Origin of the sequence: Dyadobacter sp. CY327, assembly GCF_021390415.1 — a bacterium.
Taxonomy (GTDB): domain Bacteria; phylum Bacteroidota; class Bacteroidia; order Cytophagales; family Spirosomataceae; genus Dyadobacter; species Dyadobacter chenhuakuii.
Genome location: NZ_JAJUXJ010000001.1, coordinates 1,926,583 through 1,949,913, shown reverse-complemented (window position 1 = coordinate 1,949,913; position 23,331 = coordinate 1,926,583). Strand labels below are relative to the sequence as shown.

18 protein-coding genes are annotated in these 23,331 nt (G+C 46.5%); 8 read left to right on the top strand and 10 right to left on the bottom strand.

Annotated elements, in window-relative coordinates:
• Positions 1 to 65 precede the first annotated feature (65 nt).
• Entirely contained in the window at positions 66 to 683 is a 618-nt protein-coding gene (locus LZG74_RS08130; protein ID WP_233796054.1) for a DapH/DapD/GlmU-related protein, read from the top strand.
• 45 nt (positions 684 to 728) lie between these two features.
• Here the strand turns inward: LZG74_RS08130 and LZG74_RS08125 are convergent, their stop codons facing one another.
• The 4 genes from LZG74_RS08125 to LZG74_RS08110 form a co-directional block, all read right to left on the bottom strand.
• Positions 729 to 1,946: a sugar transferase gene (locus LZG74_RS08125; protein ID WP_255699040.1), complete on the bottom strand. Its 1,218-nt coding sequence runs from the start codon at positions 1,944 to 1,946 to the stop codon at positions 729 to 731.
• A 13-nt stretch (positions 1,947 to 1,959) separates the two neighbouring features.
• Positions 1,960 to 2,349 (bottom strand): response regulator transcription factor, encoded by a 390-nt coding sequence (locus LZG74_RS08120; protein WP_026630356.1) that lies wholly within the window; start codon positions 2,347 to 2,349, stop codon positions 1,960 to 1,962.
• A 420-nt stretch (positions 2,350 to 2,769) separates the two neighbouring features.
• Positions 2,770 to 3,780 carry an energy transducer TonB gene (locus LZG74_RS08115; protein WP_233796053.1) on the bottom strand — a complete coding sequence of 337 codons (1,011 nt, stop codon included), beginning with the start codon at positions 3,778 to 3,780 and terminating at the stop codon, positions 2,770 to 2,772.
• Entirely contained in the window at positions 3,767 to 4,357 is a 591-nt protein-coding gene (locus LZG74_RS08110) for an RNA polymerase sigma factor (RefSeq protein WP_233796052.1), read from the bottom strand. The genes LZG74_RS08115 and LZG74_RS08110 overlap by 14 nt, the downstream gene beginning before the upstream one ends.
• 135 nt (positions 4,358 to 4,492) lie before the next feature.
• On the opposite strand from LZG74_RS08110, the gene LZG74_RS08105 reads away from it, so the two are divergent.
• Positions 4,493 to 6,346: a von Willebrand factor type A domain-containing protein gene (locus LZG74_RS08105; protein WP_233796051.1), complete on the top strand. Its 1,854-nt coding sequence runs from the start codon at positions 4,493 to 4,495 to the stop codon at positions 6,344 to 6,346.
• 13 nt (positions 6,347 to 6,359) lie between these two features.
• Here the strand turns inward: LZG74_RS08105 and LZG74_RS08100 are convergent, their stop codons facing one another.
• The 4 genes from LZG74_RS08100 to LZG74_RS08085 form a co-directional block, all read right to left on the bottom strand.
• A complete protein-coding gene (locus LZG74_RS08100; RefSeq protein ID WP_233796050.1) occupies positions 6,360 to 6,944 on the bottom strand; it encodes a DUF4202 domain-containing protein in 585 nt (194 codons plus the stop codon).
• Positions 6,945 to 6,971: 27 nt separating this feature from the next.
• A complete protein-coding gene (locus LZG74_RS08095) occupies positions 6,972 to 7,445 on the bottom strand; it encodes a hypothetical protein (protein ID WP_233796049.1) in 474 nt (157 codons plus the stop codon).
• 68 nt (positions 7,446 to 7,513) lie between these two features.
• Entirely contained in the window at positions 7,514 to 11,725 is a 4,212-nt protein-coding gene (treY, locus tag LZG74_RS08090) for a malto-oligosyltrehalose synthase (RefSeq protein WP_233796048.1), read from the bottom strand.
• A 74-nt stretch (positions 11,726 to 11,799) separates the two neighbouring features.
• Entirely contained in the window at positions 11,800 to 12,177 is a 378-nt protein-coding gene (locus LZG74_RS08085; protein WP_233796047.1) for a response regulator, read from the bottom strand.
• A 294-nt stretch (positions 12,178 to 12,471) separates the two neighbouring features.
• Here LZG74_RS08085 and LZG74_RS08080 point away from each other — a divergent pair, with 294 nt between their 5' ends.
• The 5 genes from LZG74_RS08080 (at position 12,472) to LZG74_RS08060 (ending at position 21,584) form a co-directional block, all read left to right on the top strand.
• Positions 12,472 to 14,460 (top strand): alpha-1,4-glucan--maltose-1-phosphate maltosyltransferase, encoded by a 1,989-nt coding sequence (locus LZG74_RS08080; RefSeq protein WP_233796046.1) that lies wholly within the window; start codon positions 12,472 to 12,474, stop codon positions 14,458 to 14,460.
• Positions 14,453 to 17,806: a maltose alpha-D-glucosyltransferase gene (treS, locus tag LZG74_RS08075; protein WP_409014445.1), complete on the top strand. Its 3,354-nt coding sequence runs from the start codon at positions 14,453 to 14,455 to the stop codon at positions 17,804 to 17,806. Before LZG74_RS08080 ends, treS begins: the two co-directional genes overlap by 8 nt.
• Before the next feature lie 10 nt (positions 17,807 to 17,816).
• Complete coding sequence (glgB, locus tag LZG74_RS08070; protein ID WP_233796045.1) at positions 17,817 to 19,748, top strand: 1,4-alpha-glucan branching protein GlgB; 1,932 nt, start codon at positions 17,817 to 17,819, stop codon at positions 19,746 to 19,748.
• A gap of 30 nt (positions 19,749 to 19,778) precedes the next feature.
• Positions 19,779 to 20,576 carry an SDR family oxidoreductase gene (locus LZG74_RS08065; RefSeq protein ID WP_233796044.1) on the top strand — a complete coding sequence of 266 codons (798 nt, stop codon included), beginning with the start codon at positions 19,779 to 19,781 and terminating at the stop codon, positions 20,574 to 20,576.
• A gap of 252 nt (positions 20,577 to 20,828) precedes the next feature.
• Positions 20,829 to 21,584 (top strand): LytTR family DNA-binding domain-containing protein, encoded by a 756-nt coding sequence (locus LZG74_RS08060; RefSeq protein ID WP_233796043.1) that lies wholly within the window; start codon positions 20,829 to 20,831, stop codon positions 21,582 to 21,584.
• A gap of 1 nt (position 21,585) precedes the next feature.
• Here the strand turns inward: LZG74_RS08060 and LZG74_RS08055 are convergent, their stop codons facing one another.
• A complete protein-coding gene (locus LZG74_RS08055; RefSeq protein WP_310589292.1) occupies positions 21,586 to 21,972 on the bottom strand; it encodes a DUF3037 domain-containing protein in 387 nt (128 codons plus the stop codon).
• Entirely contained in the window at positions 21,947 to 22,744 is a 798-nt protein-coding gene (locus LZG74_RS08050) for a HipA family kinase (RefSeq protein WP_233796042.1), read from the bottom strand. The genes LZG74_RS08055 and LZG74_RS08050 overlap by 26 nt, the downstream gene beginning before the upstream one ends.
• Positions 22,745 to 22,918: 174 nt before the next feature.
• Between LZG74_RS08050 and LZG74_RS08045 the strand changes: the two genes are divergently transcribed.
• Complete coding sequence (locus LZG74_RS08045) at positions 22,919 to 23,293, top strand: hypothetical protein (RefSeq protein WP_233796041.1); 375 nt, start codon at positions 22,919 to 22,921, stop codon at positions 23,291 to 23,293.
• Positions 23,294 to 23,331: the final 38 nt, after the last annotated feature.

Below are 23,331 nucleotides of genomic sequence, written 5' to 3'. Positions count from 1 at the left end.
TTGATTATGTAGTTATAAAAAATACATTTGACTAAAATTACTTCTACTTTTTCCTGCCTTAACAAATGGCCTTTTCTGACCGAATCAAGAGTAACCCCCGTCTAAAAAAGTTCTTTCACTGGCTTCTTATCCCTACTAATCAGGCTCGTCCGAGGCTTTGGGTGAGAGTGATACTGAACCGCTTTTATCATCAAAAAGGTAAAAATGTCATCATCAGGAGCTGGGTAAGAATGGATGTATTGCCATTCAATCCCTTCTCAATCGGAGACAATTCTATGGTTGAAGACTTTACGACGATCAATAATGGTGTGGGAGAAGTTAGGATCGGCAATAACTCGCTGATCGGGCTGGGTAATGTGATCATCGGCCCGATTACGGTTGGGAACAATGTGATCCTCGCGCAGAACATTGTCGCCAGCGGATTGAACCACAACTACGCCGATATCAGACAACCTATTCATCAGCAAGGCGTTAGCGTAGCCCCGATTGTGATTGAAGACGATTGCTGGATTGGCGCCAACACCGTTATCACGGCCGGGGTAAGGATAGGAAAACATTGCGTAATTGCCGCCGGGGCCGTTGTCACTAAAAATATCCCTCCCTACTCTGTGGCTGTGGGCAACCCTGCGCGGGTTATCAAGCACTACGACGCGTCCAGGGATGAATGGATTAAGACCATTTAACATAAGCGTGTAAAAGTAATTTCGATAATGTTATGATAGGGAGGGTTATACGTTCTCTGATTGCAAGAGGGCCGGGAATGTTTTCAAGATAATCTGCATATCCATTTTAAAGGAAAATTCCTTGGCATAGGTAATGTCCAGCTGCGTCCTTTCTTCTTCCGACATGTCCGCCTTTCCTTTTCCGCGCTTGGTCACCTGCCATAAGCCGGTAAGACCTGCCGGGCCGGCAAAGCGCAGGATTTTATCGTCGGTCGTCATTTTTTCGGCTTCGTAAAGCGGCAGCGGCCGGTTACCCACCAGCGACATATCGCCTTTCAGAATGTTGATCAACTGCGGAAGCTCATCCAGACTGCTGTTTCTTAGAAACTGTCCGAAACGGGTGATCCGCGGATCATTCTGGAACTTCATAAATGCTGCTTTCTGATCTTTCTGGAAGTGATAAAGCTTTTCACAGATTTCTCTCCCATCATGGAACAACAAGCTTTTGCATTGATTTCCCGCTATGCATTCGTCGCATAAGCCGTTGCTTTCCATCTGGTTGGCAGCTGGCTCGGCGACCTTATTGTACATACTTAATGCAGCCATCTTCCGGATGAGCTGGTCGGCATCGGTACGCATGGTGCGGAATTTGTAAAGGTCAAAGATCTTGTAGCCGCTCCCTACTCTTTTTGATTTGTAAAAAACAGGGCCTTTTGAATCCAAGCGAATCAGAAGTGCAATTAACAGGAATACGGGAAGCAGCAGGAGGACCGCACCACCGGTCGAAATAACGTCGATCGACCTTTTCCACAATGGCGTGCGCGTGTTTTCCGCGCTGATTTTTTGAGAGGCTTTGCTGGCCACATACCATTGCCGTTTTTTGAAATAGCGGATGCGGGTAATGAGGTCGCCATCATCGAACCGGACAGAGAAAACGTCGTCGGCGTGATGCTTGCGGGCCGTTTCGATTGCCTCGCTGCTGAGCTTATCCACCATCAGCACAAAAGGAATGTTGCCGAAACCGGCCGTGTTCCGGATCGTGTCCAGCAGTTCAAGGCCACCGCTTTCGCTGTGGGCGAGGATGATATCCGCAGGATAATTTTCTTCCAGGGCATGCAGAACGCCCTCTTTTGAATCGAAATATTCAACCTGCAGCGTATCCGAATATTGTTCGGAAAATTTCAGATACTGTTCCAGATCCTTGTTCAGATAAATTACCCTGAACAAAGCAACATAGGATTTTGACTCAACAACCATTCCTTCGGACGTGCTTGCCAATTCCATATTATATTATTGATTAAGAGTAGCGTTTACTTCGGCGGAGGATCGCGTTGATCTTGGCATGAACCTCCATGGGATTGAATGGCTTTAACATAAAGTCGTCGGCACCCAGGTTGAGGCACTGGATACGTTCGCTGCTTTCATCAGATCCGGAAAGGATGATCACAGGGATATCGGCATATAAATTGCTGGCTTTCGCGACCTTTAAAAACTCTTTCCCGCTCAGATTCGGCATATGAAGGTCCGCGATGATGAGGTCGGCCTGGTTTCCCTCTTCCAGCCACAGCATCCCTTCGGACCCGTCATTTTTAATTACAACATTAAAGTCCTTTTTCAAAAAATGCTCCAATATTTTGGTAATACTGGGTTCGTCATCTAAAATCAAAAGATTTCTTCTACTGCTCATAGGTGGGTACAAATTATTCAAATTATCAAGGCCTGTTAAGGTGTTTCGGATTATGGCTTTCGCCCGGGTTGGGATGGTTGCCTCCTAAACCTATAAAATAATAGCTAATTATTCCGTAGAATTAATAATAATACTTTCCATTGCAAAATCTATCCGGAAATATTATCAGGAGACCCTTATTTCTGCGCATCAGATCATATTAAAAGCATCAAATTTTGGTGTTATCAATCGATTTCCAGAAATTATTATAAAGGGTAAATGTATGAAGGGGCGTGATGATGCTGATAGTAAAATTAAGTACTACAATCGAATTCACAAAAGATAAAGGTTCTAAATTAGAAAATATTGCAAAGTAGTTCTACGACAGGCTTGTAACCGCTATATCGCCAGGCATTTACAAGTTAATTTTCGAGATTTCACCTATTTTCTGAACTTCAACCGGAGCGTTGCAGCCGTGCTGACGGCGGAATCATTTTGTTGGGCAGGAACCCATAGCGGCCCTCCGCTGATAATGCGTATAGCCTCAGGTTGTAAAGGTTTTTTCCCTTGCGCTGTGAAGTCGGTTAATGAGCCATCCGCATTTATTTTAAAACTGACGATCACCTCACCATTTCGCCGGGCAGCGCGGGTTTGCTCGTCCAGGTAAGCATTGTAAGCATCCCAGCCCATTAGCGGACGGGCCTTTACCGGATAAATTGATTTGAATGCTGCAACTGATGGTGCCGTTCGTAGGGTGGATGCAGTTTCGGGCACAACATGATTGCTCTTTTTATACTTGGGCTTGTCACTCAGGCTGTTCGTCGCAGATGACCTGAGCGGGTCGCGCGCCGAATAGCTGAATGCCTGCCCCTCCGGCGCAGCCGATGCGGGAACGCTCACCTGATCCGAATGCTCTGCAATCCTTACTTCCTCATTAAGATTAGTTTCAACCTCAGCAACAGCAGGTTCCAATTCTTTGGCACGTCTCGGTTTGGACTCAGCCTTAGGTGTGGATTTTGAAGCTGAAACAGCAACCTCAGGTGTATTGGACAAACTCGGTTGAGCTTCCGGAGTGGGTCTGGTCAACGGCTTTTCCAATGGCTTTTGACTGATTTCACGGATTGTTTCTTGTTTTGGGTTTGAAACAAATACAAGCCAGCAGGCGCCCAATGTAATGATCAGCGATGCTGCAGCGCCATAAGCCCAGAGCGGCACCGTTCTTTTACGGCTGGCAGAAGTTCTGTTTTCTAATCTTTCACGGAGCTCTTTGTTAATGTTGGCAAAATCGATCTGATTATTTTGCAGTAAGAGAAATCCCTCATAGGCATCTGCAAGCAAGCGATTTTCAAGCATTTCCTTTTCCAGCAAATGCCGCTCACGGGAAGACATCTCGCCGTTCTGATAGCGGCGAAAATCTTCGAATCCTGATGTATCGGACCTATTTGCTTTCATTTTTTTCAATGCAAATTTTCAGGTTACGCTTACCATTCTGAATATAACTCTTCACCTTGCTGGCTTCGAAACCAGTCTCTTGGCTGATTTCTCTGTAACATTTTTCCTCTATATAAAACAGCTGGATTGCCTTCCGCTGAGCGGCCGGCAATGTGCCCAGACACGTTTCCAGTGCCTCGAATTTCCTTTCTCCAAAAAGTGGCTCGTCCTCTTCATATGAAACCATTATGGATTCAACATCCTCACTGTCAGCCTGATCTGCCGTCACAAATGTCCTGCTAGCCCGCAGCTGCATCAGGCAGAAATTCCGGGATACGCTGTGAAGCCAGCTTTTGAAATTTTCCACTTCATGACTTTTTAATTCAACCAGCAGCTTTTCAAATATCTGCATAACCGCATCCTTGCTCGCATCTTCGTCCTGCAAATACTTGTAACACAATGCAAAAACCATATCCATATAAGGCTCGTAAAGCTTGCCCAATAAGCCAGCGTCCCCCGAGCTGCGGTAAGCAGCGAGTTGCTGAGCTTCTGAAAGCGGTGCTACGATGTCTCTTTTGAATATCTTTAAAAACTTCACATGAGTCGAAAATAGAATGACCTCCGTTTGTTAACCCTTAGATGCAGCTTTTTTAAAATTCCATAAAAAAACCGAAAAACTTTTATGGAATCGTCCTGGTGCGTGCATCCAGCTGATAAACAAAATCTATTAGCCATGAAAATCAAAATTGTATTGCTCCTCATTGCCGCCCTGAGTGCATTTTCAATGCTCCAGACCAGGAAGATTTCCGGAGTTGTAACGAATGAAAACGGAATACCACTGGCAGATGTCATGGTTATGGTGGAAAAAACATTGCCGCACACTAAAACCGATTCGCTAGGAAGATATGAAATTCAGGTTCCGGCTTATGCTGTTTCGCTCACGTTTGTAATGCCCGGCTATACATCCAAAAAAGTAACATTAGGGACTTCAAATGTTGTGAACATAACCTTTGCAACCGGCAAAATGGACTTGACGGGTGTTTTGACTAAAAGCCGTTATCCTAAGCATAAGGTTACCGGCATTGTTGCCAATATGGAAATGAGCACGGCCACCTTCGCAGTGCCTGCCCAGCGCCACCAGCCCCTGGAAACGGAAAATTATAATCCGGTTAATGAAAACGGCTTCCAGAGTGCATCCCAAACGCCCGTCACCACATTCTCGGTTGATGTGGACAGGGCTTCATATAGTAACACACGCCGGTTCCTGAATTCGGGCCAGATGCCTCCTGTCGACGCGGTGCGGATCGAAGAAATGATCAACTATTTTGATTACGATTATGTGGGCCCATCCGGGGCTCATCCCATTGCTGTTTCGACCGAAATGACCGAGTCGCCGTGGAATCCGGGTCTTAAACTGCTGCATATCGGCTTGCAGGCGAAGCATATTCCCATGAAAGAGCTGCCTGCGTCCAACCTCGTTTTTCTTCTCGACGTGTCCGGTTCCATGTCGGACCAGAACAAGCTTCCCCTTTTGAAACAAGCTTTCAAGTTACTCGTTGACCAGCTGCGGCCGCAGGATAAGGTTTCGATTGTAGTATATGCGGGCGCGGCCGGTGAAATTTTGAAACCTACATCCGGAAACGAGAAAATGACCATCAAGGAAGCGCTCGACGGACTTGAAGCGGGAGGATCAACGGCTGGCGGCGAAGGCATTGAACTGGCCTACAAACTTGCAAAAGATAACTTCCTGAAAAATGGCAATAACCGGGTTATCCTGGCAACGGATGGCGATTTCAATGTGGGTGTTTCCAGTGAAGCAGCATTGCAGCGGCTTATTGAGGAAAAACGCAAAGAGGGCATTTTTCTAAGCATTATGGGATTTGGAATGGGAAATTACAAAGACAGCCACATTGAAACACTGGCTGACAAAGGCAACGGAAACTACGCTTACATTGACAACATTCAGGAAGCCAGGAAAGAATTTGTCCAGGAAGTCGGTGGGACGCTGTTCACGGTTGCTAAGGATGTTAAAATCCAGATAGAATTTAACCCAAGGCATGTAAAAGCTTACCGGCTGATTGGTTACGAAAATCGCGCGCTTAAAAACGAAGAGTTTCATGACGACAAAAAGGACGCAGGCGAAATGGGCTCGGGACACACGGTAACAGCATTGTATGAAATCGTTCCAGCAGGCTCCGAAAGCCATTATCTCGCTAAAAACGACCCGCTGAAATATCAGAAAACGGATGCTTCGGAGATAGGCAAAACGGATGAAATGCTAACATTGAAGATCCGCTACAAAAAGCCCGATTCGGAAGTGAGCACACTGTTCGACCTGCCTGTCAAAAATGCCTCCAAACCCTTTGCTTCCTGTTCTGAAAATCTCCGGTTTGCCAGCGCAGTGGCGGAGTTTGGCTTGTTACTGCGCAACTCTGAATTTAAGGGAAAGGCTGCTTATAAAGATGTGGTTACCCGTGCCAAAACGGCCCTTGGAAAGGATGACGAAGGCTATCGCGCGGAATTTATCCAGCTGGTAAAAACTGCGGAAGCACTGGACGGCAGGAAAGAGGTTGTCAGGCAGGATTAATTATGACCTTGCATCAGGCGGCGCCTAATGCAAGGTTTATAAGGCGCTTTCCTTCATCACCATATTGGAGAGAAAGCGCCATGTTTCTTCCCTGATCACTCATTTTTGCCCAGGTTTTCTGTAAAATATTGACCATTTTCTCCTCGCTGGTTTTCGCGATCAGGTCGTCGTATTGGAATTGCAGGAAAACAAGGCACAGTGCATTCTCCATGGTTTGCACTTCCTCATCGTCCTTGATGCGCTGCTTTCGGATGATTTGCTGCACGCGCTGGATGGTTTCATCCTCATAACCGACAGATTCCAGTATTTCTGCTGCCTTTGCAGCGTGAAACTTAGACAAATCAGTGCGCCATTTGAGATAGCCTACCCTACCCTCCGGATAACTGCTGCGTGCGATTTCCCAGCGCCCGATATGCTGTGCGCGGGATGCCAGTAACAGGCTTTCGCTCGCTTCGGGGTCCAGTTTCGTAACCCATTCATGCAATTTCAGCGCATAAAAATATTCTGACGGATATTCAGTTCCGTCATAGGTCAGATGTTCGGGGGCGTTACGGTTATAATCGTCAAAAAGCGTGAATGCTTTTTCCAGGTTTGTCATTTCAAATGTGTTTCGGAGGTGGCGGGTCTACTTTACAGCTTTAAATTTCAGTGAAATCCGGGTCATTCTTGGGTAATCGTAAGCGGTGCTCTGCGTTTTCATGGTAAAGAACTCATTGCTTACATCTTTCGGATCAATGGTCCATTCGCCACCCTTCGCAGCTCCGTCAGCGGCTCCTACTGTCAGGTTTTTATCATTTTGCCTCCATTTCAGGATAAATGGTTTGGCATCACCCTTAAATACACCCGAAAATGTGCCGTCCTTACGAACCTCAACCGTTTCCATATAGCGCTCGAAATCAATCCCGCCAGATTGCTTGGTCAGTTTCCCGTCTTTAAAAGTAACCGCGTCATTGACCACGATCTCATCGATTTGCCACTGTTTCAGCTCCGTGAGCAATGCAGCCGCATCCGCAGGACTATCCGCTCCGCTTTTGCAGCTGCTAAAATTGATCAAATAAAACCCAACAAGGATTAAGAAAACCGCTTTTTTTAAATACATAGAAACACCCGGTTGCTGTATTTCACAAATATAGCGACAACACAACATTCACAATCATTTTCCTGAACCTAGTCCCGGTTATACATGGTTGTCAGGTTCAGCAAATACTGCTGATGCTCGTCTGTAATCTGGCCTGGTGTAAGCCGCCATGACCAGTTATTCTCGTTGGAGCCAGGAATGTTCATAATTGCCGTCTCATCCAGGCGTAGCACGTCCTGCAAAGGCAGTATGGCCGCTTTTGCCACTGAGGAATAAGTAAGACGCGCCAATACATCACAAATATTTTCTTCTGTTACCTCATAACCAACATATTGCCCGATCAGCTCTTTGATATCATCGTCCTTCGCCGCCTTAAACCAGCCTAATGTGGTGTTGTTATCATGCGTGCCGGTGTAGGCATAAAAATTAACATTGAAATTGTGCGGAATGTGATCCGACTGCGCCATGTTTTCACCAAAAGCAAATTGCAGCACTTTCATCCCAGGCAGCTTGAATTTGTCCCGCAGTTTATAAACCTCCGGACTAATTTCTCCCAGATCCTCCGCAACAAAGGGCAAATCCCCTAGTGCGGATTCTATCTTTTTGAAAAATTCCTCATCAGGGCCCAGCTTCCATTCTCCATTTACGGCTGTTTTTTCATCACCCGGAACTTCCCAATAGTCGGCAAATGCACGGAAATGATCCAGTCGCACAATGTCAAACATTTCAATGTTTTTGGCCAGGCGGTCCACCCACCATTTATAATCTTGCTTTTTCACTGCACCCCAGTTGAATACAGGCATTCCCCACAACTGCCCGTCATCCGAGAACGCGTCAGGCGGCACGCCTGCAATGCCGGTGATCTTACCCTCTTCGTCCACGCAGAAAAGCTCAGGGTTGGCCCAAACGTCCGCCGAATCATAGCTTACATAGAATGGAATGTCACCCAGGAGTTTGATATCCTGTTCATTACAATAGGATTTCAGCTCTTTCCACTGCTTATCAAAAATGTATTGCTGCCACTTGATAAATTCAATTTTATCCCGGTCAATTCCGGCCAGCGCGTTTACGTCACGCTTTCTGAATTCTTCCGGCCAAGTATACCAGGGCTTGCCATCGTGCTTTTGTTTGAGGGCAATATAAATGGCAAAATCTTCCAGCCACTCTTCATTTTTTTCACAAAAAGCCTGAAATGCTTCCTTCGCCTCAGCAATGTCCAGCGAAAGGAATTTCTCATAAGCTTTTGACAAGAAGTCATGTTTTAATTTCCCTGCCTGCTCGTAATCGGCTTTGCCATCCTGTGGAAGCACAAATTCAGTCAGACTATCCAGTTCCAGAAGTCCTTCATTCGCCAGCATTTCCGGGCTGACCAGTAGCGGATTTCCCGCGCGGCTGGAAAGTGCGCTGTATGGCGAATTGGATTGCGCTGCTTCGACCGGATTAAGAGGCAAAATCTGCCATAATTTCTGTCCGCTTTTCGCAAGGAAATCGGCGAATGCATATGCCTCAGAACCAAGGTCTCCTATCCCGAATGGGGAAGCAAGGGATGTAATGTGCAGCAAAACACCTGCCTTACGCTCATTATCGGGCTTCTTCCCTTTCAAAACCGCAATAGGCAGACCATTGAATATTTCTGCTGGGGTTAGTTTCCCTTCATAGTTGGCTTCCTTTCCGGTGAGCATTTCTGTCCAGGCGGCCTCCATATTATCCGGCAGCACAATGGACGTATCCTTCCAGTCGAGGTCAAAAAACGCCTTTCCCTGCTCTTTGCATAGCATTGCACTGTGCAGCGGAATGGCTACAACCAGGAATTCTTTTTTATGTTTCCGGGCAAAAGCCAGAATATGCTCTTTATAGGCACCGCGGATTTTTAGCGGCACATATTCCCCTTCAGAGAAAAGGACAGGATTGGTTTTTCTGAGATTGTAAAGCTGGTGTGTAAGCCATAGTTTGATCTGCCCCGAATTCCTTGTTTCCCACAACTTTTCCAGCAGTCTTTCGGTATCATAATCCTCAAATTCCTTCAACCAGGTGTTGCGGATTTCATAGTCAAACGGCCTGCGATTGTCAGGATCCACAAGACTCAAATCCCAGAGTTCGGTTCCCTGGTAAACATCCGGAATGCCCGGACATGTAAATTTCAGCAGCACCTGCGATAAGGAATTCACTATTCCAGCATCGGTAATCGTTTTTAAATACTCCTGGAAATCCTGAAAGAACGGAGACTGCGGATCGAGCAGGGCAAGTGCAAACTCCTCCGTACTTTTCTCATAGGCCTCATTGGGCTCAGCCCAGGTTGTATCTGTTTTAGCTTCGCGAAGTGCTTTTTTCAGATAATCACCCAACCGTTCGGCAAAGTCGCCTGCATCCTCACCCGGCATCGGATAAGCTCCCACCAATGTCTGATAGATCAGATATTCGTCATTATCCGTTGGTCCGTCCGCCTTTTTCAGCGGCGCATTCAGTTTCCGCCATTCATTGACTTTGGCGATCCACTCTTCGGGCAGGTCGGTGAGCACATTGAGCCTTGCTCTTACATCCTCACCCCGCTTTGTATCGTGCGTAGAAGTGGTGTTCATTGATAATGGCCATTCCTTCCGGCGCACCCGCATTTTGTGATGGAAATCCTTTACCGGCATCCCAAAGCGGTCTGGAAAATCTCCCACATCATTATGTCCGATGAAGCGGTTATAAGTATACATTAATGTATCCTCTCCCCCTTTGGCCATCAGCGGCCCGGAGAACTGCATCCAGCGCTGATAGAATTCCAGCGCTTTGGCATTATACGCATCATCATTGTCAACCGTTTTCTTCAAAATAGCCTCATCAAGCATTTCTGCTGCGTCCGCCAGATCAGGATGATGCTCCTTAACCTCGGTCAACACAGCCCTTACTGCGTCGATTTCAGTCTGTGACAAAGGCATTTCCTTACCATAATAACGGTAAATAGGGCAATGGATCAGAAATTCGCCAATGGCTGCTTTAACTTTGTCTTTACCAACAGTTTCCAGTTCCTGCAAATCAACCAATTCCAGATCCGTAAACAGTTGGTAGAGATTATCCAGCTCCCCGCCCATGTGGTTGTTCAGGATTCCAGACTTTTTTTCCAACAACTGCTCCCTGATGGTGTCATCCGTTTCGGTAAGTTCATGGTAAAAATCAGAGAAGAGCTCTTCCGCCCCGGCATTGGTAAGAACATTGTTCACATCGGCCAGAAACTCATAGCCCGAAGTGCCTTGAATCGGCCATTGCACCGGCATGGACTCATCTTTTTCAAGAATTTTTTCAACAATAAGATAGGTGTCCTGGCCTGCGAGTTCGCGAAGCTTATCCATATAGCCCGCGGGGTCGTAAAGCCCGTCGATATGGTCTACGCGCAAGCCCTGGAAAATACCTTCGTCTACAAGTTGCTTGATAAATTGGTGATACTTTTCGAAAACGTCATCCCGCTGCATATTAAGGCATATCAGGCCGTTTACAGTAAAAAATCTCCGGAAATTAATTTTGGAATCGGTTTCCTGCCAGAAGCAAAGTAAGTATTCCTGCCCTTTGGCAATCGAAGTCAGTTTCTCCTTATCCGCATTGACCGAGGCTATGACCTGATCGATCCAGCCTTTGATCTTTTCGTTTTTCATCAGAGAAGAAAGTTGAAGCAAAAACTCGCTCCAACGCTGCGAAAATACTTTGGCATCCTCGGCCTCGTGAATTTCGTTCAGCTGGGTGACCAATTGCTGGATCGTCTCAGGAGCATTCTCCTGATCTGTGCCCAGCAGGTTCATGTAAGAACGGATATTCAAAGGAAATGTCGCCCCTTCGTAATTGATAACCAGCTTGTTTCCGGCGTATTCCAGTTTTAGCTGCTCATTTTCAATCACTTCTTCGAGCGTAGCGCCCAGAAAAGGGACCATTAACTTACCCTGAAACAACTTACTATTCCACGCTATATCAAAAAACGAAGCATATTCCGACTGCTGCCCTTTTTCGAGCACATCCATTAACCACTCATTTTCCGAATGAAATGCCATGTGATTGGGAACAATGTCCTGCAACCAGTCTATATCCAGTTGCTTCAATGTTTCGCTTATTTTTTTTAATTGCTCGATAGTTCCTATTTCTGGGTTAATGAGTTCGGGGCTGATGCCGTCGTAACCGTGCGTGCTGCCCTTTGTCGCAGCCAAAATAGGAGAAGCGTAGATCGTCCGGACGCCCAGTTTCTGTAAATAGGATATCTGGTTCTCGAAGTCTGAAAAGGAAAAATCTTTATGAAATTGTAACCGATAAGTAGCTGTTGGATTCTTCATAATGGCTGAATGTTATTTTTCCATCCGCATTAAATATTGTGCCACCCAATTTACTTACGGGCTATCAACCCAATTTACTGCCCCAGCAGTGCCCTCAAAACAGGAATTTCCAGCGGTTTGGAAAGCAGGTGCATTACGTAGGGATTGGAACGGACTCTGGCAATGTCGTCTGTGTCCACGGTTGAAGAAATCATGTAGATCCTGATCCGGCGTCTCAGGCTTTCGGGGAGATGTGCATATTGCCGGGTAAACTCGAATCCGTTCAGGCCGGGCATCTGGATATCGAGCAGAATGATGGTTTCGGGAAAATGTTCTGTTTGATTTTCAAGAAAATCCATGGCAGATTGGGCAGAACTGAATGCTTTGACGGCATGCGCAAGACCACTCTTTAAAAGCAGCTTTTCTTGCGTAAACAAGTCAAAAGCACTGTCGTCTATCAAAATAAACTCCATCGGTCCGGCTGGGAAAATTATGGATCTGAATAAGCTATAAACACTAATTCGTGTAAAACTCAAAAAAAAATAACCAAATACAATCAGCATCTACGGCCAGATTGCGTCGGGCCGGAACTTGAATTGATGAAATTGTGGCGGTATAAATTGAGAAGTCGCTGAAATTTACGCGATTACAAAAATTAATCCAAACCGGAAACTAGAAAATAACTGCAATATTAGCGGCTATTGACCTCAATTATAAGCTTCTGGACATTTCTCCAGGCATGGTTTTGATTGATTCAACAGGCATTCATGAACGGAAAACTAAAAATCGGATCGATGCATATTCAGGACGGCAGAAAGCGGGTCGTGATTTCCAACGTTACTCCCCAGATTGAAAGTGGCAGATTTCCTGCTAAAAGAGCCATAGGAGAAAAAGTGGTTCTGACGGCAGACATTATCGGGGATGGCCATGACGTGGTAGCGGCAAGCGTAATTTACAAACACGAATCAGCAACAATGTGGGACGAAGTTCCCATGAAATACATGATCAACGATCAATGGGAAGCGACCTGGAAACCAGAAAAAACGGGTTTCTACGAATATCGTTTTACTGGCTGGATCGACCACTTTACAACATGGAAAAATGGCCTCGTTAAAAAATACGATGCAAACCAGGACATTTCGGTTGAAATACTGATAGGCGCAGAACTGCTTGAAGAAGCGATGCAACTCGCTGACGAGACCGACAAACCTGCATTCACTAAATGGATCGAAGCGCTCAAAACAGGCCAGAACCCCGAAGCTGCGGTAAATTTGTCGGTGAGTGACGAGGTGGCCGATGCCATGAAAAAGATCCGCTACACGGATCGGATCACGGTGTACGAGCATACTTACAAACTGGAAGTGGAGCGCAAAAAAGCCGCTTTCAGCAGCTGGTATGAGCTTTTCCCAAGATCTGCCTCCGCATTGCCGGACACCCACGGAACATTCAAAGACGTAATCAACCTGTTGCCGCTGGTTTCGAAGATGGGTTTTGATACACTTTATTTCCCGCCGGTTCACCCGATCGGTGAAATGAAAAGGAAAGGGAAAAACAATTCACTTACACCATCCGAAACGGATCCGGGTTCGCCCTGGGCAATCGGTAACCGGCTCGGCGGGCACAAAGCGATCCATCCGGAGCTGGGCACAATCGAAGATTTTGTGGAGCTGGTCTCGGAGGCAAAAAACCTGGGCATCGAGGTTGCTATGGACATTGCTTATCAATGTGCCCCGGATCATCCTTATGTGAAAGAACATCCCCAATGGTTTAAATGGCGCCCGGACGGGACGGTCCAGTATGCCGAAAATCCCCCCAAACGATATGAAGATATCCTGCCTTTCGACTTCGAAACACAGGATTGGCAGAACCTTTGGATAGAATTGAAAAGTGTCATTGACTTCTGGATCGGTAAGGGTGTTAAAGTTTTCAGGATCGATAATCCGCATACAAAAGCATTTGCATTCTGGGAATGGATGATCGGGGAAGTGCGGAAAGTAAACCCCGAAATCATTTTCCTTGCTGAGGCATTCACCAGGCCGCGTGTAATGGAACGGTTGGCAAAAATTGGTTTTAACCAGTCATACACCTATTTCACATGGCGTAACAGCAAATGGGAAATAGAAAAGTATATGGAAGAGCTTACCAAAACCGACCAACAATACTATTTCCGTCCGAATTTCTGGCCGAATACACCGGACATTCTGCCGCATCATCTGGCAGAAGGTGGCGAGAATGCGCACATTATGCGTCTGATTCTGGCTGCTACATTATCATCCAATTACGGATTATATGGACCTGTGTATGAATACGGGGTTAACAAGCCGCATCCGGGAAAGGAAGAATATACCGACAATGAAAAATACGAGATCAAGCAGTGGGACTGGAAACAATACAGCCGCACGCGCGAGATCATAACGCGTGTTAATAGGATCCGCAAGGAAAATCCGGCATTGCAATCCACCTGGAACATTGATTTTGCGGAGACCACCAATGATATGGTGATCAGCTATATCAAGCAGGACGAAGAGTCGAACAATGCATTGCTGATATCCGTGAATCTGGACGTCTTCAACACGCAAGGCGCCCACGTTAAGGTGCCTATTCATCGCTTCGGCATTCATCCCGATCAGACTTACCTGGTCAGCGATATGCTTAGCGGTGAAAAATATTACTGGCGGGGTGAATACAATTTTGTTCAACTGAACCCATACGAAATGCCTGCACACATATTTAAAATTGAAACGCTCAATGGATAAAATAATGGAAGACAAAAACGGAATACTTGATAAGAACCTGCATTGGTATAAAGATGCCATTATATATGAATTGCACATTAAAGCTTTTAAAGACGGCAACTGCGACGGGATCGGAGATTTCAAGGGGCTTATGGAGCAACTTGATTATTTGCAGGACCTTGGCGTAACGGCCATCTGGTTATTGCCTTTTTATCCATCACCGCTCCGCGACGACGGTTACGATATCGCTGATTATTACTCGATCAACCCATCTTATGGTGATCTGACCGAGTTCCAGGATTTCCTGAAAGAAGCTCATCAGCGCGGCTTGAAGGTGATTACCGAGTTGGTTATCAACCACACTTCTGATCAGCATCCCTGGTTTCAGCGTGCAAGAAAAGCGCCGAAAGGTTCGCCGGAACGTGAGTTTTATGTCTGGACAGACGATCCGAAGCAATTCAAGGATGCCCGGATCATTTTCCAGGATTATGAAAAATCCAACTGGACGTGGGATAGCGAAGCAGAACAATATTACTGGCACCGCTTCTTCCATCACCAACCGGATTTGAACTATGACAGTCCCCTGGTACAGGAAGAAATCCTGAAAATACTGGAATTCTGGTGTGAAATGGGTGTGGACGGTTTCCGTCTGGATGCTGTTCCTTACCTGTTTGAACGGGATGGAACAAACTGTGAAAACCTTCCTGAAACGCATGAGTATCTTAAAAAACTGAGATCTTATGTAGACGAGCGCTATCCGGGCACATTGCTGTTGGCGGAAGCGAATATGTGGCCGGAAGATTCTGCTGCGTATTTTGGCGACGGTGATGAATGTCAGATGAACTATCATTTTCCAATTATGCCGCGCATGTTTATGTCGCTGCAAATGGAAGACCGCTATCCGATCACTGATATCTTTGACCAAACGCCTGAGATTCCTGAAAACTGCCAGTGGGGAATATTCCTGCGGAACCATGATGAGCTGACGCTGGAAATGGTAACCGATGAGGAACGTGACTATATGTATAAAGTATATGTCAAAGATCCGAAGGCAAGAATCAACCTGGGAATCAGGCACAGACTTGCTCCTTTGATGGAGAACAGCCGGAAAAAGATCGAGCTGCTTAACTCACTGCTTTTCACATTCCCCGGCACACCGATCATTTACTACGGTGATGAAATTGGTATGGGTGATAACTTCTATCTCGGCGACCGCGATGGAGTAAGAACGCCTATGCAATGGAACCCCGACCGTAATGCAGGCTTTTCACAGGCCAACCCGCAGCGGCTTTACTTACCATTGATCTTGGATCCGCAATATCATTATGAATCGGTGAATGTAGAGTTGCAGGAGCGTAATTCATCCTCATTATTGTGGTGGATGAAAAGGGCTATCGCTACCCGGAAGAAGTACGACGCATTCAGCCGCGGGGATATTAAGTTTCTCAACTCAGAGAACTCAAAAGTGCTGGCTTTCACCAGAACTTTCAAAGACGAAACTATGCTGGTGATCGCGAACCTGTCGCGCTTCCCACAGCCCGTGGAGCTGGATCTGGACGCATATAAAGGTTTCCAGCCGGTTGAAATATATAGCAAAAACAAATTTCCTTCGGTTAAAGATAACACCCCATATTTCTTCACATTGGAGGCATATGCTTGCCAATCTTTTGTAATGCAAAAAACGCATCCGGAAATCGATCAGAACGAGGAGCTTCCGCTGCTTGAATTGAAAGACTGGAGTGATTTGCTTAAACCGGAGGTTCTCGAAAAACTGGAAAACAAATTCCTGCCTTCTTACCTGATGAAAATGAGGTGGTTTGGTGGAAAAGGAAAAGGTCTGGACAGCATTAAGGTTGTTTCGCAGGCAACAATCCCGTTGGGACAAAACCCGCCGGCTTACATTCTGCTGCTTGAAATGGCTTATCAAAATGATCTGCCTGAAATGTATCAGCTTCCTGTGGCATATGGCAAAGAGCAATTCTCAAACCGTGTGAAGGAAGACTGTCCGCAAGCTGTAATCGCCAGGATCAAGATCGGTGGCGAAGAGGAAGGCGTGCTGTTCGACGCCATTTACGGACTGGAAATGCAGCAGGCCTTGCTTGTTAATATGGGTGAAAATGTAAAACTGAAAGCCAAAAACAGTGAGATCCATTTCACAGGAAATGCAGATCTGGCTGCGCACATTAAGGAGAATGAGAAGTTCAAACCGCGTGTGCTTTCGGGAGAGCAGAGCAATACTTCCATCACCTTCGACGGCAAGTATTTCTTCAAACTGTACAGAAAAGTGGACCGGGCGATCAATCCCGATATGGAAATCACGCATTTCCTTACGCATGAGGCGCAGTTCAAAAATATCCCGGCTTTTGTGGGCGCAGTGGAGTGGAAACACAAGAACGACAGCATGGTGCTGGGTATGATGCAGGAAATGGTTGTCAACAGCACCGACGCCTGGGCCAACATGCTGGACAGATTGGATAGCTTCAATGAAAAAATCCTTTCGACCAGCGAAATACAGCTCCCTACCGAACTTGTGGGCACATTGACAAACCCGGTGGGTTACGAGGACATTCCGGAGGCATTGAAGGACTTGCTGGATGTTCCCGTAGCGGAACAGGTTGCATTACTTGGAACCAGAACAGCTGAAATGCACCTGGCGCTGGCATCAGGCAAAAACAATCCGGATTTCAAACCAGAAGAATTTTCGCTGCATTACCAGCGCTCGGTTTATTCTTCGTTGCAATCACTTGTCCGCGTTGCATTCCAGAGTCTTAACCGCAACACCAAGAAACTGACGCCGGAAGCACAACAGGAAGCTGCGGACGTATTACAAATGAAAGACGAAATCCTGACGGAACTGAAAAAAGTATATAGCCGCAAAATCGACACGGACAAGATCCGGATCCACGGCGATTATCACTTAGGCCAGGTCTTGTTCACAGGAAAAGACTTCATCATCCTCGATTTCGAAGGCGAACCAGCGCGTAGTTACAGTGAAAGAAGGCTGAAACGCTCCGCATTGAGAGATGTCGCGGGCATGTTGCGTTCGTTTCATTATGCGGCATATGGCAGTTTGCATCTGGACAATCAGGTGCGTAAGGAAGACATTACGAAACTGCTTCCTTTTGTAGAACAATGGTATCATTACATGAGTGGGTTTTTCATGAAGGCATATCTGGAAACGGTTAAGGACAGTCCGATCATCCCCCAGAAAAAGGAGGACCTGGAAGTGCTGTTGCAGACATTCCTGCTGCAGAAGGCCATTTATGAACTGAATTATGAGGTCAATAACAGGCCTACATGGGTGATGGTGCCGTTAAGTGGCATAAAGTCACTCATGCACAAATCCGAACCTCAGGTAACAGCTTAAAATTTTGACCATGACAGATCAGCGCAGCGATGCATTGCCAATGCTTTCCGGATTTGACATTGACTTGTTCAAGTCCGGAACACATTATCATATTTATAATAAACTTGGCTCCCACATTATCGAACGGGACGGGGTCAAGGGAACGCATTTTGCCGTTTGGGCACCTAATGCGCAGCAGGTTTCAGTGGTTGGAAATTTCAATGGCTGGAACAGGGAATCACATCCCTTAAATGGCAGAACGGACGGTTCCGGCATTTGGGAGGGCTTTTTGCCGGGAATTGGCCGTGGAGAATATTACAAATATTTTATCCGCTCCAATAATGGTTACGAAGTAGAAAAAGGAGACCCTTACGCATTTCACTGGGAGACACCACCTCACACTGCAACCGTGGTATGGGACCTTGATTACCAATGGAATGATGCGCAATGGCTGGAAAAACGCCGTAGCGCACCTCCGCTCAGCCAACCTATTTCCGTTTACGAAATGCATATTGGCTCCTGGCGGAGGGTAGATGAAGAAGAGGGCCGTTTCTTAACCTACCGCGAGCTGGCCGCAGAGTTACCGGAATATTGCAATTACATGAATTTCACACACGTGGAATTTATGCCGGTGATGGAACACCCGTTTTACGGATCGTGGGGTTACCAGCTCACTGGTTACTTCGCTCCCAGCAGTCGATTCGGCACGCCTCAGGATTTCATGTTCCTTGTTGACTCGCTGCACCAGGCTGGCATCGGAGTGATCCTGGACTGGGTGCCTTCCCACTTCCCGACCGACGAGCACGGGCTGGGCTATTTTGACGGAACGCATCTTTACGAGCATGCTGATCCTAAAAAGGGCTTTCATCCGGACTGGAAGAGTTTCATCTTCAACTACGGCCGGAATGAAGTGAAGGCATTCCTGATTTCAAATGCTATTTACTGGCTGGACAAATTCCACATCGATGCCTTACGGGTTGATGCCGTTGCATCTATGCTTTACCTGGATTATTCCAGAAATGAAGGAGAATGGATCCCTAACCAGTATGGCGGACGCGAGAACCTGGAAGCGCTGGATTTCCTAAGGGAATTCAACAATGCGGTGCATACCAATTTCCCTGATGTTCTCACCATTGCCGAAGAATCCACCGCCTGGCCGGGCGTTACCAGCCCCACAAACAATGGTGGCCTGGGCTTTGACATGAAGTGGATGATGGGCTGGATGCACGATACATTGTCGTATTTCCAACTGGACCCGGTTTACCGCTCCCATCATCAGGGACAGCTTGCATTCAGCATTCATTATGCGTTTTCTGAGAAATTTACTTTGCCGCTTTCACACGATGAGGTGGTTTATGGTAAAAATTCGATGATCAATAAAATGCCTGGCGATCATTGGCAGCAGTTTGCCAACCTGCGTTTGCTTTATGGCTACATGTTCGGTCATCCGGGTGCGAAGTTGCTTTTCATGGGCGCGGATTTTGCACAACGGCACGAATGGCGACACGATTTCAGCCTGGACTGGAACGAAAACAACAATCCGTCCCATACAGGCATTCAGCTCTTGCTAAAAGATCTGAATGGTTTCTATAAATCGCAACCCGCTCTTTACGAAAATAATTTTTCACAAGAGGGTTTCGAATGGATCGATAATCAGGATGGTGTAAACAGCATCATGAGCTGGATCCGGAAAGGAAAGAATGAAGAGGACGATCTGATTTTTGTCGGAAACTTCACGCCGATTGTTAAGAGCAATTACCGGATTGGAGTTTCGAAGCCTGGATACTATCAGGAAATCTTTAATACGGATGACCTGAAATATGGCGGATCTGATGTGGTTAACCGGGAAGAACAGGAAAGTTATCCTGTTCCGAAATACGGAAGAATTCACTCACTACCGCTCGTTTTACCACCCCTTGGCATTGTTGTATTAAAATATGTGCGGGGTTTTGACTGGTTGTAATTTAATCTTCATCAATAAACTACTTTAATTATGTCATCTAATGGAAAATATGCGCTAATCACAGGCGCAACAAGCGGCATAGGCTACGAGTTGGCCCTGCTGTTTGCAAAAGACCAGTATAACCTGGTGATCGTATCGCGCGACGAGCAGCAGCTGGAAGTGAAGGCGCAGGAGTTCAGGCAGCATGGCGTGGAAGTGATCACAATTGCGAAGGACTTTTTCAACCGGGAAGAAACCTTGTCGGTTTATGACGAAGTGAAAAGCAAAGGGATTACCATTGATGTGCTGGTGAATGATGCCGGCCAGGGCGTTTACGGATTATTCCAGGATAATGAGCTGGACCGCGAACTTGACATTATTGAGCTGAACATCTCAGCTGTAGTGATCCTTACCAAGCTTTTCCTGAAAGATATGCTGGCAGCGAATTCCGGTAAAATCCTTAACCTGGCCTCTATTGCAAGTAAAACCCCGGGCCCATGGCAAGCGGTTTATCACGGGACAAAAGCATTTGTGTTGTCGTTCAGCCAGGGGCTGCGTGAAGAATTGAGCGAGACGGATATAACCGTAACCGCATTGTTACCAGGCGTTACCGACACCGATTTCTTTAACAAAGCAGATATGAACAGCAGCAAAGCTGTGCAGGACGAAGATTCCAAAGCTGATCCTGCGGGCGTGGCCAAAGATGGTTACGACGCATTGATGTCGGGCAAGGATAAGGTGATATCCGGGCTTAAAAATAAGTTACAAATGGGTATGAGCAATGTGACGCCCGACAGCATGGTCGCGCATAACATGAACGAAATGCAAAAGCCTGTTACTGAGGATTAATTTCCAATATTTCGACGTTACGGCCATATCATCGCAGGGTGATATGGCCTTTTTGCGTTTAGCCTTTAAATAAATCTCACCGGCCTTTTACTGGTTGAAAAAGCACATTCTTCTTCTTTTCTTTTAATTATACTTCCGGTTAAAAACAGATCAGCGTTTCCATGATAATCACCCGGCCTCACCGGGTAATGCCTGGCCAAGCGTCGATCAGTTTATGTGTCCCACGTCACCTTTTACAACATTAAAGACATTATGATAAACGCGCTGATTATCGATGATGAAATTAAAGCCCGTCACATTCTTGCCAATTATCTGGAAACAATGATCCCGGAGGAAATGACCATCAGGCAGGCACGATCGGTGGATCAAGCATTGGAAGTGATGAAAACATTCAAGCCCGGACTCATATTCCTGGATGTGGAGATGCCGGGAAAGTTTGGTTTTGAATTGCTGGCCGGCCGAAAGAATCCTGACTTCGATATCATTTTTATAACCGCATTCAATAAATACGCCATTCAGGCAATCCGGTTCAGTGCGCTGGATTACTTACTAAAACCCATTTGTGTGGAAGAATTGAGATCTGCCATTGAACGGCATATCGAAAAAGTGAAGGAGAAGAATGCCCGCCCGAGTCAGGTGCTTCTGGACAACCTGATGGACAACATTAAGAAGAAGGAAATTAAAGATTTTCGTCTGGCCGTCCCTTCCAGCGAAGGCGTTTTCTTCTTTATGCTGGACGAAATCCTGAGGCTCGAAGCAGACAAAAATTACACATCCATACATTTGGTTGGTAAAAGACCGTTCGTTTCCAGCAAAACCTTAAAGCACTTTGACGAAATGCTGGCCGACTTTAATTTCATCCGCACGCACAAATCACACCTCGTTAACTCCCGGTACATTAAGCAAGTGTCGCACAACAGTCAGTATGTGCTCCTTTCCGACGGATCGCAGGTGGAAGTATCCAGAAGAAAAAAGGAAGAAGTCCAACAGCAGCTGAACCTGCGCTAAGTTATCTGACCATTTGATCAAACAATTTACCCAAACTCACTTCCGGTTCCCGGCAAAAGCCGGGATGCACTTTTGATGATTGTATAACAGTGCTTCGCGTGGCGGTAAGCCAGCGGAAACGCGATGCAGGCGGCAGCGCAGCAATGGTGCCGCCTTCTTTTTTGCCCAAACAAATCAACTTCAATGCATTCAGGTAAGCACTTACCTCATCGAGGTCCAGGCTTTCGGACAGTACGCGCAACTTGGCAGCATTCAGCTCAATGGTGCATTCCAGAAAACGCTTTGACGGACAAAATAAAATAACACCCACATTCACAAATTCTTCGCGCTCGACCCTGGGCACGACGCGAATTACGGCGTACTCAAATAAGTGCTGCTCTTGCATCATTAGCTCCTTTAACAAATACATCCGACACGGAGAGCCGCGACGCTAAAAATTTCACATAAGCCTGCCGATGTTCTTCGGCAGTTTCAAAAGGCGCATCGCGCAGCAGCCAGTCATCCGGGATCAGCGATACAACGGCCTCAATTTTCTCAACATCTAAAATGGACTTGAATTCGGCATCAACAGACTCGATATCAGCAGCGTAACGAAGCAGCACATGATCTTTTACTTGTGCAAACGGCCGCTTTGCCTGCTCTTCCCAGTTATCCCACGAATGATGAAAATACAATGCTGCGCCATGGTCTATAAGCCATAACTCTTTGTGCCACATAAGCATATTGGTGTTCCTGGCCGTGCGGTCTACATTGGTAATGAGGCTGTCGAGCCATACGATTGCTGATGCAAGCCGTGACTCCACGTCGGTTACCACGGGATCAAAAGTAATGGCGCCGGATAAATAATGGATGGCCAGATTCAACCCCGTGCTGGCGCGAAGCAGATCCTGAATTTCTTCGTCGGGCTCTGTCCTCCCGAACGCCTCGTCGAGATTGGCAAAAACGATTTCAGGAACTTTCAAACCCAGCAATCGCGCAATTTCCCCTCCTATCAGCTCTGCAATCAGCGCTTTTGTTCCTTGCCCGGCCCCGCGGAATTTCAGGACATATAAAAAATCGTCGTCGGCCTCGGCAATTGCAGGCAGCGATCCGCCTTCCCGCAGCGGGGTAACATATCGGGTAACATTTACAGTTCTGGGTTGAAGTTGTTGACCATTCATTACATTATACTAACGGTTCAAAGCTGTCAATATAGAGATTTTTCATTAAACAAGTCCATTTCAGCCATCACCTGCGCCATCAGAAGGAGGCTTTACTCACATCCGCTCAGGTTGGAACGGTATTTGATACTTCCCTTAATATTAAACAAACTGGCAACCCAAACGACCAAGCGCATGAGACGGTTAAAAATATTAATGATTTTGATGGTGTTAACTGCACCAACGATTGCTTTTTCACAATCGCGGGATAACAAAACGGAGTCAAAACGCTCTGAGCGAACATTCCAGAAAAAATCTTCGAGGCTGAGCTCTTCGACAGACACATCCGATGTCTCCGCGATCGTAAAGGATTCGTCCAACGCCGAGAGCGGGCCTATCCTTAATGATAACGGAACCGTGAGCACAAACGGGACGATCAATGGAAGAAGCAGCACCGGTCGCCCCGATGCCGATACCACGACATCTTATTCAGTAAAACGCAATAAGAAAACGATCCGAAGCGGTGGTGCCGCAATGCCCGACACGACCAAGAGAAGAAGCAGACCTTAAAAAAGTTGACCATAACCCCGATCCAGCGTCGGGGTTCA